Annotated in this window: 13 protein-coding genes; 5 read left to right on the top strand and 8 right to left on the bottom strand. The window is 68.6% G+C overall.

Features of this window, described 5'->3' with window-relative positions:
* Positions 1-503: 503 nt before the first annotated feature.
* The 6 genes from OR37_RS07850 to sdhC all read right to left on the bottom strand — a co-directional run bounded on the left by OR37_RS07850 (position 504) and on the right by sdhC (position 5,625).
* A complete protein-coding gene (locus tag OR37_RS07850; protein WP_004617931.1) occupies positions 504-824 on the bottom strand; it encodes a 2Fe-2S iron-sulfur cluster-binding protein in 321 nt (106 codons plus the stop codon).
* Positions 825-851: 27 nt separating this feature from the next.
* Entirely contained in the window at positions 852-2,090 is a 1,239-nt protein-coding gene (locus OR37_RS07855; protein WP_004617934.1) for an NAD(P)/FAD-dependent oxidoreductase, read from the bottom strand.
* 128 nt (positions 2,091-2,218) lie between these two features.
* Complete coding sequence (locus OR37_RS07860) at positions 2,219-3,001, bottom strand: succinate dehydrogenase iron-sulfur subunit (protein ID WP_004617936.1); 783 nt, start codon at positions 2,999-3,001, stop codon at positions 2,219-2,221.
* A 7-nt stretch (positions 3,002-3,008) separates the two neighbouring features.
* Positions 3,009-4,796, bottom strand: a complete 1,788-nt coding sequence (gene sdhA / locus OR37_RS07865) for a succinate dehydrogenase flavoprotein subunit (protein WP_004617937.1) — start codon at positions 4,794-4,796, stop codon at positions 3,009-3,011.
* The gene (gene sdhD / locus OR37_RS07870) at positions 4,796-5,251 is read right to left on the bottom strand and encodes a succinate dehydrogenase, hydrophobic membrane anchor protein (protein WP_165570589.1); all 456 of its coding nucleotides are present in this window, start codon (positions 5,249-5,251) and stop codon (positions 4,796-4,798) included. The genes sdhA and sdhD overlap by 1 nt, the downstream gene beginning before the upstream one ends.
* Positions 5,218-5,625: a succinate dehydrogenase, cytochrome b556 subunit gene (gene sdhC, locus OR37_RS07875; RefSeq protein ID WP_004617940.1), complete on the bottom strand. Its 408-nt coding sequence runs from the start codon at positions 5,623-5,625 to the stop codon at positions 5,218-5,220. Before sdhC ends, sdhD begins: the two co-directional genes overlap by 34 nt.
* A 182-nt stretch (positions 5,626-5,807) precedes the next feature.
* Between sdhC and OR37_RS07880 the strand changes: the two genes are divergently transcribed.
* Positions 5,808-7,247 carry an HWE histidine kinase domain-containing protein gene (locus tag OR37_RS07880; protein ID WP_004617942.1) on the top strand — a complete coding sequence of 480 codons (1,440 nt, stop codon included), beginning with the start codon at positions 5,808-5,810 and terminating at the stop codon, positions 7,245-7,247.
* Here OR37_RS07880 and OR37_RS07885 read toward each other — a convergent pair.
* Positions 7,244-7,828 (bottom strand): NUDIX domain-containing protein, encoded by a 585-nt coding sequence (locus OR37_RS07885; protein WP_004617944.1) that lies wholly within the window; start codon positions 7,826-7,828, stop codon positions 7,244-7,246. The genes OR37_RS07880 and OR37_RS07885 overlap by 4 nt on opposite strands.
* A 9-nt stretch (positions 7,829-7,837) precedes the next feature.
* Positions 7,838-8,956, bottom strand: a complete 1,119-nt coding sequence (gene zapE, locus OR37_RS07890; protein WP_004617946.1) for a cell division protein ZapE — start codon at positions 8,954-8,956, stop codon at positions 7,838-7,840.
* 87 nt (positions 8,957-9,043) lie between these two features.
* Here zapE and tsaE point away from each other — a divergent pair, with 87 nt between their 5' ends.
* The 4 genes from tsaE to addB are packed head-to-tail and all read left to right on the top strand — an operon-like array spanning position 9,044 to position 14,289.
* Positions 9,044-9,490 carry a tRNA (adenosine(37)-N6)-threonylcarbamoyltransferase complex ATPase subunit type 1 TsaE gene (tsaE, locus tag OR37_RS07895; RefSeq protein ID WP_004617948.1) on the top strand — a complete coding sequence of 149 codons (447 nt, stop codon included), beginning with the start codon at positions 9,044-9,046 and terminating at the stop codon, positions 9,488-9,490.
* Positions 9,480-10,571 (top strand): N-acetylmuramate/N-acetylglucosamine kinase AmgK, encoded by a 1,092-nt coding sequence (gene amgK / locus OR37_RS07900; protein ID WP_004617950.1) that lies wholly within the window; start codon positions 9,480-9,482, stop codon positions 10,569-10,571. Before tsaE ends, amgK begins: the two co-directional genes overlap by 11 nt.
* Positions 10,568-11,305 carry an N-acetylmuramate alpha-1-phosphate uridylyltransferase MurU gene (murU, locus tag OR37_RS07905; protein WP_004617952.1) on the top strand — a complete coding sequence of 246 codons (738 nt, stop codon included), beginning with the start codon at positions 10,568-10,570 and terminating at the stop codon, positions 11,303-11,305. Before amgK ends, murU begins: the two co-directional genes overlap by 4 nt.
* On the top strand, positions 11,302-14,289 hold the full coding sequence (addB, locus tag OR37_RS07910; protein WP_004617953.1) for a double-strand break repair protein AddB: 2,988 nt from the start codon (positions 11,302-11,304) through the stop codon (positions 14,287-14,289). Before murU ends, addB begins: the two co-directional genes overlap by 4 nt.
* The last annotated feature ends 118 nt before the right edge of the window (positions 14,290-14,407 follow it).

Here is a 14,407-nt window from a genome sequence, read left to right on the forward strand (position 1 = left end):
CCGGCGAGCCCCGGAAATCCAGGAAGCGCCAGAGTGGCAGGCTTCTAGAGAAGCCAACCAAGTCAGTCAAGTCTTTATTTCGAGAAGATCTCAAAATCTCTACTTAACTAGCCCATCACCGCGCCGCTGAATTCTTTCGAAGTCTTGGCGGCGATGATTGGAGCGGCGCTTCTAATGAAGCGACATTCCGAAGTCAACCAACTCTTTTCGACTTTTCCGCACCACCCGAAGCCGGGGTAGCGAAGAGACAAAAAGAGGACCCTAGGGCTGCCGAAGCCGCCCTTGCGGATCCATCATCGAGTCGATTGGAGCGCGGTATCTAGCCAAGCGTCAGGACCGATGCAAGCTTCCTTTCGGAAGCCGCGTCGTCCGGTCACGAAGCCGTTCCGAGCGAGGCGTTGATCTAGTCCCCGCCCACGGCTCTGGCAACCCCCTCGCGACAATATAACAACGCTCTTTTGACGGCCGGCGGAACGTTTCGGCTCAGCCGCCCGAGGGCGTGCTTAGTGCTGGCTCTCGGGAAGACGCACGACGAGGCCGTCCAGCGCGTCGCTGACCTTGATCTGGCAGGACAGGCGGCTGTTGGGCTCGACGTTCTCGGCGAAATCCAGCATCGACTCTTCCATGGCCGACTTGTCACCGGTCTTGTCCAGCCAGGCTTGATCGACATAGACGTGGCAGGTCGCGCACGCGCAGGCGCCGCCGCAGTCGGCGTCGATGCCCGGCACGTTGTTCTTCACGGCGCCTTCCATGACGGTCAGCCCCGACTTGACGTCGATGACATGTTCCGTGCCGTCGTACTCGATGTAGGTGATCTTGGCCATGTGGCTTTCTGTTCCCCTTCGGCGACCTTAAGCCGCCACCTCTTTCATGGACACATGCGTGTCGGCGAGTTTTTCAGCGTTTACCGGCGCGCGCTTGGCGATCAGCTGCTTACCGGCCATGAACTCGGCCGGCGCGTTGACCGCCTCGACCGCCCGCACCAGATCGCCCTTCAGGTGGAAGACGGCGAACTTGGCCACGGCGACGTCGCCGCGAACGACCTGGCGGTCGGCCTCGAACGGCAGGCCGGCAATCTGCAGCTTCAGATCATATTGGTCGGACCAGAACCAGGGAACCTCCGGCGCCGGCCCCGGACGGCCGAGAATCGCCGAAGCGGCCTGCTTGGCCTGCTCCAGGGCGTTGGGAACGCTCTCCAGGCGGAACTGGCGCTCATATAGCGGCAGCGGCCGATGCGCGACGTCGCCGATCGCGAAGATCGACGGATCGCTGGTCCTGGCCTCCAGGTCGACGACCACGCCATTGGCGGTGTCGAGGCCAGCGTCCTTGGCCAGCTCGTCATTCGGAACCGCGCCCACCCCGACCAGGGCGACGTCGCAGGCCACCACGCGGCCGTCGGTGAAGCGCACGCCCGTGACGTGACCGTCGCGACCCTCGAAACCCGCCACGCCGGCGTTGAGCTCGAACGCGACGCCATGCTGGCGGTGATAATCCTGGAAGAAGGTCGACAGGGTCTCGCAGGCCACGCGCGCCAAGACGCGGCTTTCGCGTTCGATAACCATGGCGTGGCTGCCCAGAGCGCGGGCGGAAGCGGCGGCCTCGAGACCCACATAGCCACCGCCGATCACGGCCAGGCGCTTGTCGGGCCCGAGGGCGTGCTTGAGCAATTCAGCGTCGGCGGCCGTTCGCAGGGCCAGGACGCCGGCCAGGTCGGACCCGGGAATCGGAAGTTCGCGCGCGCGCGCGCCCGTGGCCAGGATCAGGGCGTCATAGGCAATGACCTCGCCCGAGGCCAGGATCACGGTCTTCTCGGCGCGATTGATCCGCTCGGCCACGCCTTCGAGGCGCAGGGAGACATTGTTCTGGGCGTACCAGTCGGCCGGCTTCAGCGCCAGGGAGTCGGCGTCGGCCTCGCCCTTCAACCAGGCCTTGGAAAGCGGCGGGCGCTGATACGGCAGGAGCGGCTCGTCGCCGATCAGCACGACCCGGCCCTCGTGACCATACTGGCGGAGGAAAGCGGCGGCCGAACCGCCCGCGTGACCCGCGCCGACGATCACGACGCATGCGTTCTGATTGACGTTAGCGTTCAAGGACGCCCTCCCATTTCGTCAAAAATGACGCCGGCGTCACCTATTGGCAAGCGCCTTTGATCAAGGCGGATACGAAGGGGGCGGCGACTCTGATCGAGATCGCCGCCCCCTGACCTTGTGCAAGCTCGTCAGACGACGCGCTCGACCATCATTTTCTTGATTTCGGCGATCGCCTTGGCCGGGTTCAGCCCCTTGGGGCAGACCTGGGCGCAGTTCATGATCGTGTGACAGCGATAGAGCTTGAAGGGATCCTCTAGCGCGTCCAAGCGGTCGCCGGTGGCCTCGTCGCGGCTGTCGATCAGCCAGCGATAGGCATGCAGCAGGGCCGCCGGACCCAGGTACTTGTCGCCGTTCCACCAGTAGCTGGGGCACGAGGTCGAGCAGCAGGCGCACAGGATGCACTCGTAAAGACCGTCGAGTTTCTCGCGGTCTTCCGGGCTTTGCTTCCACTCGGCCTGAGGCTCGGGCGTGTCGGTGTGCAGCCAGGGCTCGATCGAGGCGTACTGCGCGTAGAACAGCGTCAGGTCCGGGATCAGGTCCTTGACCACCGGCATGTGCGGCAGCGGGCTGATCTGGACGGCCTTGCCAGGGACCTCGGCCCAGCCATGCGTGCAGGCCAGGGTGTTGCGGCCGCCGATGTTCATCGCGCACGAGCCGCAGACGCCCTCCCGGCACGACCGACGGAAGGCCAGGGTCGGGTCGATGGTGTTCTTGATGTACAGCAGGGCGTCCAGGACCATCGGCCCCACGGCGTCCATATCGACGTCGTAGGTGTCCCAGCGCGGATTGCCGCCCGCTTCCGGGTCGTAGCGATAGATCTTGAAGGTCTTGACCTTCTTGGCGCCCGCGGGAGCCGGCCAGTGCTTGCCCGACTTGACCTGCGAGTTCTTGGGGAGAGCGAGTTCGACCATCGGACCCTCAGTAGACCCGTTGCTTCGGCGGGATGTAGGCGATGTCGTCGGACATCGTGTAGCTGTGCACCGGACGGTAATCGATCTTCACCTTGCCCGACTGGTTATCCAGCCAAGCCAGGGTGTGCTTCATCCATTCGGTGTCGTTGCGGTCGGCGAAGTCCTCGCGGGCGTGGGCGCCCCGGCTCTCGGTGCGGTTCACCGCGCCGTTCACCGTCACGACGGCCTGACCGATCAGGTTGTCGAACTCCAGGGTCTCCATCAGGTCCGTGTTCCACACGAGGCCACGGTCGGAAACCTTGATGTCGCTCTTCTTGTCCCAGACGGCCTGCAGGCGCTTCACGCCGCTGTCCAGGCTCTCGCCGGTGCGGAACACGGCGGCGTCTTCCTGCATCGCCTTCTGCATCTCGAGACGCAGCTCGGCGGTGCCGGTCGAGCCCGAGGCGTTGCGGAAGTGGTCGAAGCGCGCCAGATGCGCCTCGGTCTGCTCGGCCTTCAACTCGGGCTGCTTGGCGCCCGGCTTGACGATCTCGGCGCAGCGAAGAGCCGCGGCGCGGCCGAACACCACCAGATCGATCAGCGAGTTCGAGCCCAAGCGGTTGGCGCCGTGCACCGACACGCAGGCCGCTTCGCCCACGGCCATTAGGCCCGGGATCACCTTGTCGGGATTGTCGCCGTCCTTGGTGACGACCTCGCCGTGATAGTTCGTCGGGATGCCGCCCATATTGTAGTGGACGGTCGGCAACACCGGGATCGGCGCCTTGGTCACGTCGACGCCAGCGAACACCTTGGCGGTTTCCGAGATGCCCGGCAGGCGCTCGGCCAGGATCTTGGGATCCAGGTGGTCGAGGTGCAGGAAGATGTGGTCCTTGTTCGGACCCACGCCACGGCCTTCGCGGATCTCGATGGTCATCGCGCGGCTGACCATGTCGCGCGGCGCCAGGTCCTTCACCGACGGGGCGTAGCGCTCCATGAAGCGCTCGCCTTCCGAATTGGTGAGATAACCGCCTTCGCCGCGGGCGCCTTCGGTGATCAGGCAGCCGGCGCCGTAGATGCCGGTGGGGTGGAACTGCACGAATTCCATGTCCTGCAGCGGCAGGCCGGCGCGCAGGGCCATGGCGTTGCCGTCGCCCGTGCAGGTGTGGGCCGAGGTCGCCGAGAAATAGGCGCGGCCGTAACCGCCCGTGGCCAGGATCACCATCTGGGCCTGGAAGCGGTGCAGGGTGCCGTCGTCGAGCTTCCACGCGGTGACGCCGCGGCAGACGCCGTCGTCCATGATCAGGTCGAGGGCGAAGTACTCGATGAAGAACTCGGTGTCGTGGGCCAGGGACTGGCCGTACATCGTGTGCAGCATGGCGTGACCCGTCCGGTCGGCCGCCGCGCAGGTGCGCTGGATCGGGCCTTCGCCGAAGTTCTTGGTCATGCCGCCGAAAGCGCGCTGATAGATCTTGCCGTCGGCCGTCCGCGAGAAGGGCACGCCCCAGTGCTCGAGCTCATAGACAGCCGCCGGGGCGTTGCGGGTCAGGTACTCGATGGCGTCCTGGTCGCCCAGCCAGTCCGAACCCTTGACGGTGTCGAACATGTGCCAGCGCCAGTCGTCCTGGCTCATATTGCCCAGCGAGGCCGAGATGCCGCCTTGAGCGGCCACCGTGTGGCTGCGGGTCGGGAACACCTTGGTGACGCAGGCGGTCTTCAAGCCGGCCTGGGCGCAGCCGAGCGCGGCGCGAAGGCCAGAACCGCCGGCGCCGACGACAACGACGTCGAACTTGTGATCGATGAACTTGTAGGCCGACATCAATGGGCTCCGGTCACGGTCAGGGCGACCTTCAGGATCGAGAAGATCCCGACGGCGCCGGCCAGCACGCAGACGAACAGGTTGCCGATCACCAGGGCCGACTTGCTCGTGAAGCGGTGGACATAGTCCTCGATGACCACCTGCACCGCGTTCGACAGGTGGATCAGGGCCGAGATCAGCAGCAGACCCAGCAGCACCGCGTTGACCGGCTGGCTGACCCAGGCGGCGGCGGTCTGCTGGTCGGCGCCGATCAGCTTCAGGGCGGCGAAAACGCCCCAGATGCTCAGCGGCGCCAGGGCGAGACCCGAAACGCGCTCGGTGATGAAGTGGCTGACGCCGTGGCGCGAGGCGCCCATGCCCCGCGCGCGCGACAGAGGCGTGCGGAACTGCTGGGGCTGGAAGAGGTCGTTCTTGCTCATGATCAGAACGCTCCGTTCGCGTGGGCGATAACCCAGGTGACGATCGTCGCCACGACCGCGAAGGCGATCGCCATGGCGCCGGTCATGTCGGCCACGCGGGGCTGGAAGCCCTTGCCGGTGTCCCAGAAGGTCTGGCGGATGGTGTAGGCGATGTTGAAGAACACCGCGAAGGTCTCGCCCAGCAGAACCAGCTTGCCGATCGGCGAGCCCAGCAGGCCGACATAGCCGGCATAGGCGTCGGAACCGGCGGCCAGGGCGGCGGCCCAGCCGGCCAGGATCACGGCGCCGACCCACAGGCCGACGACGCAGCCGCGGTGGAGGATCGAACAGGCCATGGTGATATGCCAACGCCACACCTGCAGGTGGGGCGACATCGGGCGCTCAGGCAGCCCCCGGCTCGTGTCGGTCATGAGAGGTCCAACCTCAGTAGCCTTTGTGCGTTGCGGGACGCTTTTAAGCGCGAGGACGGGGGTGTCAATTAAACGGCGCCCTCTTGAGAAACGTTCGCACCTCGCGCGACGAGCGAGAGGGGGAACCCTTACGGCCAAGGTTGCGTTACTTTGGGCTGGGCTAGGGAGAGGCGCGCGGGGATATGGCGAGTCCGATCGACTTCAAGGCGGTGTTTGATCGGATACCGACGCCGTACATGATGATGGACCACGCCCTGAACATCGTCGAAATGAACGCGGCCTATCTGGAGGTCACGGGCCGCACGCGCGAAGACCTGTGCGGCCGGTACGTATTCGACGCCTTCCCCGCCGAGGGCGAGAGCCGGCGGCTGCTCGAAGAGTCGCTTTTTCGCACCCGCGACACCGGCAAGACGGACGTGATCGCCGTACTGCGTTACGCGATACCCAAACCCGCGGAAGCGGGCGGCGGGTTCGAGGATCGCTATTGGAGCTGCACCCACACCTGGGTGCCTTCCAACGAGGGCCCGGGCTTCATCCTGCAGAACACCCAGGACATCACCGAACTCAAACGTCTCAAGGACTCCGCCTTCCGCCCCGAGGCGCCGCCGAGCACCGCCATGTTGGGCGATTCCGTGCTGCGGCGGGTCGAGACCCTGCAATCCCAGAGCATGCAGATCCGCCGCCTTTTCATGCGCGCCCCAAGTTTCGTGGCGGTGCTGAAGGGCGAGGACCACGTGTTCGACTTCGCCAACGAGGCCTATCTGAGGCTGGTGGGCCGACGGGACATTGTCGGCCGTCCCCTGCGCCTGGCGCTGCCGGAAGTTCTGGACCAAGGCTTCATTTCGCTTCTGGACGAAGTCAGGCGCTCCGCCGAGCCCTTCATCGGCCGCGACCTGCCGGTGATGTTGGCCCGCGAACCCGGCGCGCCGCTGGAGCAACGCTTTCTCGACTTCATCTATCAGCCGATCGTCGAGGCGGACGGCTCCGTGTCGGGCGTCTTCGTCGAGGGCTCGGACATGACCGAGCGTGTTCTGGCCAACCAGCGCCAGCGACTCTTGCTCGACGAGCTGAACCACCGCGTCAAGAACACCCTGGCGACCGTGCAAGCCATCGCCCAGCAGACCCTGCGCGGTTCGACGACGCCGGAGACCTTCGCCGGCGCCTTCGAATCCCGACTGCTGGCGCTGTCCCAGACACATAACGCCCTCACCGACAGCCAGTGGGCCGGCGCCGGTCTGCGCCAGATCCTGTCGCAGGAGCTTGGCCCCTATGGGGAAGAGCGCGTCCTGATGGACGGGCCGGAGACGCATCTGCCCGCGCGGGTAGCGCTCTCGCTGGGCATGGTCTTCCACGAGCTGGCGACGAACGCGGCCAAGTATGGCGCGCTCTCGACCGCCGGAAAGCTCGTCCTGACCTGGTCCGTGACGGCCGACGCGACGCTGGTCTTCGAGTGGCGCGAGACGGGGGGACCGCCAGCGGCGGAGCCTCGGCGACGAGGCTTTGGCTCCCGGCTGATCGAGCGCAGCATCGCCAACGAATTGCGCGGCGTGGTCTCGGCGGATTACGCCTCGACTGGCCTGACCGTGCGCTTCTCCGTGCCCTTGGCGCGCGAGTTCGACTAACCTCTGAAGACCGTCAGGGCCAGGTGCTGGAGCAGCATGATGGTCTTGGCGTCGCATATGCGGCCGTCGGCGATCATGGCCAGGGCCTCGTCGAGGGTCGGTTCCAGCACCTCGATGTCCTCGCCCTCGTCGGGATGGCCGCCGCCCTCGCCGATCCGCATTCCGGCGTCATATTCGGCGACGAAGAAGTGCAGGATCTCGGTCACCGAGCCCGGGCTCATGAAAGCCTCGAACACCTTGCGCACTTCGCCGAGCCGATAGCCCAGCTCCTCCTCGACCTCGGCGCGGATGCGGACCTCGGGTTCGGCGTCGTCCAGCAAGCCGGCCGCCGCCTCGATCAGCAGATCGTCATAGCCGTTCACATAGGCCGGATAGCGAAATTGCTTCACCAACAGCACGGTGCGATTGGCCCGGTTATAGGGCAGCAAGACCGCCCCATTGCCGCGATCGTAGTGCTCGCGGCTCTGGGTCTGCCACGCGCCGTCGCGCCGCTTCCAGTCGAAGGTCGTGGTCTTCAGGACGTACCAGTTGTCGGACAGCAGCTTGGTTTCGCGAACGCGGACGCGGTCTTTGACGGACATTGAGGGCTCCTAATCGCGAACGCGCGAGACATAGTCGGCCGAGCGCATCTCTTGCAGGCGCGACACGGTGCGCTCGAACTCGAAGGCGCCGTCGCCCTCGGGATACAACGCCTCCGGTTCGGCCTCGGCCAGGGCCACGAGCTTGGCGTCCGCCTCGTAAAGCGCGTCGATCAGCGTGTTGAAACGCTTGGCCGCGTCGCGCTTGGCCGGGGTCAGGCGCGGAACGTCCTCCAGGAAGATCGTGTGGAAGCGCTCGGCGACGGCCAAGTAATCCTGGGGTCCCAACGCCTGCTGGCAAAGGCTGGCGAACGAGGCCCGCAGCAGGCCGCCGGAGGCGCGCGGCAGGCGCATCTCGCGACCCAGCACCTTCAAGGTCGCGCCGCTCTCGGCCGCGCCGTCCAGCATGTCGGTCCAAAGTCGCTCGAACTCGGCCTGGCTGGCGTTGTCGTTCGGCGCCAGCCAGGTGCGGGCCGCCCGCAAGCGGTCCAGGCGGAAGTCCACCGGACCGCGCACCGCCACGACATCCAGCGCCGACTTCAGCATATCGATGAAAGGCAGGAAGAGCTGGCGGTTCAGCCCGTCCTTGTAGAGATCGTCCGGGGGCCGGTTCGAGGTGGCCACCAGGGTCACGCCCCGCGCGAACAGGGCCTCGAACAGCCGCCCCAGGATCATGGCGTCGGCGATGTCGGTGACCTGCAGCTCGTCGAAGCACAGCAGCCGGGCGTTCTGCGCGATCAGGTCCGCCGTCGGGACGATCGGGTCGTCGCCCTTGTGCTGGCCAAAGCGCGCCTTGCGCACCGCCGCGTCGCCCTTGCGCCAAGCGTCGATGTCGGCGTGGACCTCGGCCATGAAGGCGTGAAAGTGGATGCGGCGCTTCTTGGCGACCGGCGCGCTGTCGAAGAACAGGTCCATCAGCATGGACTTGCCGCGACCGACGGGGCCCCAGAGATAGACGCCCCGCTGGCTCTTGGGCTTGCGGCCAAACAGCGAGAAGCCGGGCTCGCCGGCGTTGTCGAGATCGGCCTCCAGCCGCGAGAGCGCCTCGACGGCGGCGGCCTGGGCGGCGTCCGGCTTGATCTCGCCCTGGGCCAGGCGCTCGCGATAGGCGGTGCGAAGGGATGTCGGCATCGGGATGTGCGGTTAGCGCGTGCGGGACGCGGGGGGAAGGGGCTTGCGCCTCTCAACATCGTCGAGGCGACGCGCTATGGGAGACGGATGAAGACCCTCCACCTGGCCGACGAGGCCGCGACCCAGGCGCTCGGCCGCCAGTTGGCCGCGTCATTGCGCCTCGGCGACGCGATCTGCCTGACGGGCCCGCTCGGCGCCGGCAAGTCGACCCTGGCCCGGGCCCTGATCCGCGCCCTGACGTCCCCGGACGAGGAGGTTCCGAGCCCGACCTTCACCCTGGTGCAGTTCTACGAGACGCCCGCTTTTCCGCTGGCCCACTTCGACCTCTATCGCCTCACCGATCCCGACGAGGCCTACGAGATCGGCCTGGATGAGGCGCTGGACGGCGGCGTCGCCCTGATCGAATGGCCGCAGCGGCTGGAAGGGCGTTTGCCGCCGAATCGGCTCGATATAGACATCGCCCTCGATGGCGGCGCGCGACGCGCCGTCCTCACGGCGCACGGTAGTTTCGAAGGACGCCCCCTTGAGTTCTGAGCGTGAAGCGGCGAAGGCCGCGTTCCTGAAAGCCCACGGCTTCGGCGACGTCCGCCGCCAGCCGCTGGGCGGCGACGCCTCAACGCGCAGCTACGAGCGCCTGCATCGCGAGGGCGGCCAGAGCTTCATCTTCATGGACCAGCCGCCGGCGCTGGAAAGCGTCGTTTGCCCGCCGAACGCGACCGACGCCGAGCGGCTGGCCCTGGGCTACAACGCCGCCGCGCGCCTCGCCGCCGGCTCGGTCGCCGCCTTCGTCGCCACCGCCGACTATCTGCGCCAACGCGGTCTGTCGGCCCCGAGGATCCACGCCTACGACGTCGCCCAGGGCCTCGCCGTCCTGGAGGACCTGGGCGACGGACTCTATGCCACGCTGATCGCCGAGGGGCAGGACGAACGCCCGCTCTACGAGGCCGCCGTCGACCTGCAAGTCGTCCTGCACGCCGAAACACCGCCGGACGTTCTGACCGTGGACGAGGCGCGCTGGCCGCTGCTCACCTATGACGCCCTGGCCCTGAAACACGCCACCGACACCTTCCTGGAATGGTGGCCGCAATTCGCCGGCATCCCCGCGTTCACGCCCGAAGCCGTGGCTGAGTGGGACGCGCTATGGGCGCCGGTGTGGGTGCGGGGCGAGGCCGGAGCCAGCGTCTTCACCCATCGCGATTATCACGCGCAGAACCTGCTCTGGCTGCCCGAACGCAAGGGCGTGGCCCGCGTCGGCTTGTTGGATTTCCAGGACGCTCTGCGCGCCCATCCAGCCTGGGACTTGACCCATCTGCTACAGGACGCTCGGCGCGATGTGTCGGCGGCGCTGGAGGCGGCCATGCTGGACCGCTATCTCACCGCCCGCTCGAGCGTCGAGCGAGAGGCCTTCATCGCCGACTACCGCGCGCTCGCGGCCTCGAACGCGGCCCGCATCCTGGGCCGCGTCTTCGCGCGCCAGGCCCTGCTGGGCCGTCGCCAGTACGAGGCCTTCATGCCGCGCACCTGGCGCTATCTGGAGCGCAACCTGGCCGATCCGGCCCTCGCCGACCTGAAAGCCTGGTTCGACCGCTACGTTCCGGCGGAGGCCCGTCGATGAGCGCCGCCGCCAAGGGGCCCAAGATCGCGATGGTGCTGGCCGCCGGGCTTGGCACCCGGATGCGACCCCTGACCAACGACCGCCCCAAGGCCCTGGTCGAGGTCGCGGGCAAGGCGCTGATCGATCACATGCTGGACCGTCTGGCCGCCGCCGGGGTCGAGACCGCCGTGGTCAATGTCCACTATTTCGCCGACGTCGTCGAAGCCCACCTCAAGGCTCGCGAGGCCAAGGGGCTGAGGCCGCGCATCGTCATCTCCGACGAACGCCCTCAGGCCTTGGAGACCGGCGGCGGGATCAAGCACGCCCTGCCGCTGCTGGGCGAAAGCCCTGTTTTCGTCGCCAATATCGATTCGATCTGGATCGAACGCGCCGGGGCGGCCATCGACGCCGTGGCGGCCGCCTGGGACCCGGCCAGGATGGACGTCTGCCTGATGCTGGCCTCGACCCGGGAATCGCTGGGCTTCCATGACACCGGCGACGTGTTCCTCGGCGACGATGGCGTCGTCCGCTTCAAGGACCCCGGCGAGATCGCGCCGCTGGTCTATGTCGGCGTGCACATCTGCAAGCCCCGGATCACCGCCGACGGTCCGGATGGGCCGTTCTCGCTATTGCCGCTGTGGAAGCGCCTCGCCGCCGACCACCGCGTCCACGGCGTCGCGCCGGACGGGCTCTGGATGCACGTCGGCGATCCCGACGCCAAGCTGGCCGCCGAGGCGAGGCTGGCTCAAGGATGAGCGCTCCGGCCCCCTTCTTTGAGCGTCCGGGGCCGCGCTGGTTCTCGATCCCCGCGCACCGGCCGTTCGTCGACGACCTGGCGCGCGGCCTGCTGAACGCCCTGGAGCCGCTGGGCCCCGAGGCCCTGCCCCGCGCCACGGTCCTGACCCCCACCCGGCGCGGCGCCCGCGCCCTGGCCGACGCCTTCCTGGCGGTCGGCGGCGGGCGCGCCCTGCTGCTGCCGCAGATCCGTCCGCTCGGCGACCTCGACGAGGGCGAGCCGCCGTTCGAGCCGGGCGAGCTCTCGATCGACCTGCCGCCCGCCATCGCTTCGCGCCGCCGCCGGTTCGAGCTGGCGCGGCTGGTGGTCGATCACGGGAGCCTGCTGTCCTTCAAGCCCGGCCCCGTCCAGGCTCTGGAACTGGCCAAGGCCCTGTCGGACTTCCTCGACAGCTGCCAGATCGAGGAGATCCCGTTCGAGGACAAGCTGGACGGCCTGGCCGAGGGCGATCTGGCCCAGCACTGGCAGGTCTCGGCCCGCTTCCTGAAGGCCGTGCTGCGCGCCTGGCCCGAGCGGTTGAAGGACCTGGGCCTGATCGACGTCTCCGAGCGCCGGGTCCGCCTGCTACGCGCGCTGGAGAAGCAGTGGTCCGAAACCCCGCCGACCGAGGTGCTGGTCGCCGCCGGCTCGACCGGCACCGCGCCGGCCACCGCCGACCTGCTGCGCGTCGTCGCCGTCGCGCCCAAGGGCGCCGTCGTGCTGCCCGGTCTCGACGAAGATCTGGCCGACACCGCCTGGGCCAAGATCGAGGGGACGCAGGGCGAGCAGCACCCGCAAGGCGCCATGAAGCGCCTGCTGGACCGGGCGGGCGTGTCACGGGCCGACGTCCGCGCTTGGGTTCCCGATGTCGACAGCCGAGGACGCTGGCGGCGGCGGATCGTCAACGAGGCCCTGCGCCCGGCCGAGGCCACCGCCGACTGGCTGGCCCAGATCGCATCCCTGCGCGCCGAGGCGCCGGACCTCGACCCGATCGCCGAGGGCCTGACGGGCTTTTCCGTCATCGCCGCTCGCGCCGAGGAAGAGGCCGCCGGAGCCTGCGCGCTGCTCCTGCGCGAGGCGCTGGAAACGCCGGACAAGACCGCCGCGCTCGTGACGCCCGACCAGACCCTGGCCCGGCGGGTGATGACCCGCCTGCAGCGCTGGGGCGTGATCCCGGACAGCTCGGCCGGCGCGCCGCTGGCCGCCGGCGGCTCGGCGATCCTGGCTTTGCACTTCGCGCGCCTCGTCGAGGAGCCGCTGAATCCGGTGCGCCTGCTGGCCGTGGCAAAGCACCCGCTGGTGCTGGACGAGGACGAGGCGCCGGCCGCCGCTCTCCTGGAACGCAAGGGCCTGCGCGGCGCCGCGCCCGGCTCGGCCGAGGTGCTGCGCGTCCGACTGAAGGACGCCCCCGAGGCTCTGGCGCTGTGCGAGCGCGTGCTCGCCGCCGTCGACCACGCCGCCAGCCCCTATGCCGACGGCTACGCTCGCCCCTGCCAGGCGGCCAAGGCGCTGGTCGAGGCGCTGGAAGGCCTGATCGCGCCGCCCCGCCTGTGGGCCGGCGGCGCGGGCGAGTGCCTGGGCGCGCTGATGGCCGCCCTGATCCAGGACGGCGAGCCCCTGCCCGGCGCCTCGCCCCAGGCCTTCGCCGACATCCTCGACCGGCTGGTCAACGAGGAGACGGTCCGCGTCGGCGGCGCCACTCACCCGCGACTGCGCATCCTGGGCGCCATCGAGGCTCGCCTGGTGCGCGCCGACCGCCTGGTGCTGGCGGGGTTGGAGGAAGGCGTCTGGCCGCAAGGCGCGCCGATCGACCCCTTCCTGTCGCGGCCGATGCGCGCGCGCTTGGGCCTGCCGCCGCCCGAGCGGCGCGTCGGCCTGACCGCCCACGACTTCGCCCAGGCCGCCAGCGCGCCCGACGTGGTGCTGGTCCACTGCGAGCGGCGCGGCGGCGCGCCGGCCGTCGAGTCGCGGTGGCTGTGGCGCTTGAAGACCCTGGCCGCCGGCGCGGGCCTTTCCCTGCCCCGCCGCGACGACGTGCTGGACTGGGTCCGCGCCCTCGACGCGCCCGAGCCTTATTCGCCGATCAAGCGCCCTGAACCGCGCCCGCCTGTCGAGGACCGCCCGCGCAGGATGGCCGTCACCCGCGTCGAGGCCCTGACCCGTGATCCCTACGCCGTCTGGGCCCGCGATATCCTCAAGCTCTATCCGCTGGAGCGCCCGGACGAACCGGTCGAGGCCCGCGCGCGCGGCACGGCGATCCACGCGGCCTTCGAAAAGTTCGCCGAGACCTATCCGGACGCCGTGCCCGCCGACGCGGCGGGTGTGTTCGAGCGCTTCTACATCGAGGCCCTGGTCGGGGCCGGCATGCCGCCAACGGCCCTCGCCCGCGAGAAGGCCCTGGCCCGCGAGGCCGCGCTTTGGGTCGCCGACTGGGAGCGTCATCGCCGCGCGAGCGCCCGCAAGATCGTGGTCGAGGCCGAGGGCCGGCTGGAGCTCTCGATCAACGGCCGCCCCTTCACCCTGACCGCCAAGGCCGACCGCATCGAACCCACCGCGGACGGGACCGCCCACATCCTCGACTACAAGACCGGCGCCGCGCCGTCGCAGAAGCAGGTCGACACCGGCTTCTCGCCGCAGCTGACCCTGACGGCGGCGATCCTGATGAACGGCGGCTTCCCGGACCTGGGCAGCCCCGCGCCGGGCGAGCTGACATATGTCCGCGTCACCGGCCGCAAGCCCGCCGGCGAGGAGCAGGTCCGCGCCCTGTCCGGCGGCGAGAGCGAGGAGGCCGCGCGCAAGGCCATGGACGGCCTCGTCAAGCTGATCGCCCGCTATGACGATCCCGACGAGCCCTACCGATCGCGGGTCGCGCCCCAGTTCGTGAAAGAGCACCCCGGCGACTACGCCCACCTGGCGCGGGTGTTCGAATGGTCGACCAGCGGCGACGACGGAGAGGGCGAGTGAGACCGGTCTCCGCTCAGATCCTCCCCCGCGACGCGGGGGAGGTGGCCCGGAGGGCCGGAGGGGGCAAGCTGGACGCAAGCCGCATTAGCCCCCTCAGTCACTTCGTGACAGCTCCCCC

This window comes from Caulobacter vibrioides OR37 (assembly GCF_000372645.1).
Lineage (GTDB): Bacteria > Pseudomonadota > Alphaproteobacteria > Caulobacterales > Caulobacteraceae > Caulobacter > Caulobacter vibrioides_E.